This is a genomic window from Halorhodospira sp. 9621, assembly GCF_022228055.1.
GTDB lineage: Bacteria > Pseudomonadota > Gammaproteobacteria > Nitrococcales > Halorhodospiraceae > Halorhodospira > Halorhodospira halophila_A.
The window spans coordinates 1-470 of the sequence record NZ_JAJNRD010000115.1 but is presented as its reverse complement, the minus strand read 5'-3'; the positions used below and the strand labels follow the sequence as shown (position 1 = coordinate 470).

Below are 470 nucleotides of genomic sequence, written 5' to 3'. Positions count from 1 at the left end.
TCTACATGGTGGGCACGCACGTAGACATTCAACAAATCAAGGAGGCCGAGCACGCGCTGCGCGAGCATGAACGGGATCTACTCGAGGTCAAGCGCATCGCCCGCCTCGGGCACTGGATCCTGGATGTCGAGTCGAAGTCGCTCTTTTGCTCCGGCGAGGTTTACGAGCTTTTCGGGATCGACCCGCGAACCGAGACCCTGGATCTGGAGACGTATCTCGCCCGGATCCTTGAGCCCGACCGCTCACAACTCCAATCAGCCCTGGAACAGGCCCTGTCCGGCCAGGCTTTTGAAGTCGAGCATCGAATCACGGGCCCGGAGGGCAGCGAGCGCATTCTGCTTGGGCGCGGATATACAGAACTCGATGCCTGGGGGCAGCCCCGGATGGTGCGCGGCACGGTTCAGGATGTCACCGAGCAACGGACCCTTCAGCGCGAGCTCGCCGAACGCGAGGCCCATTACCGGGATCTC

The 470-nt window shown here is 62.3% G+C and carries 1 protein-coding gene; it reads left to right on the top strand.

Annotation, left to right across the window (positions count from 1 at the left end; all coding sequences use genetic code 11):
• Positions 1 to 470 (top strand): PAS domain-containing protein (locus LRF89_RS13355; RefSeq protein ID WP_238637391.1); only part of this gene is annotated, 470 nt, incomplete at both ends.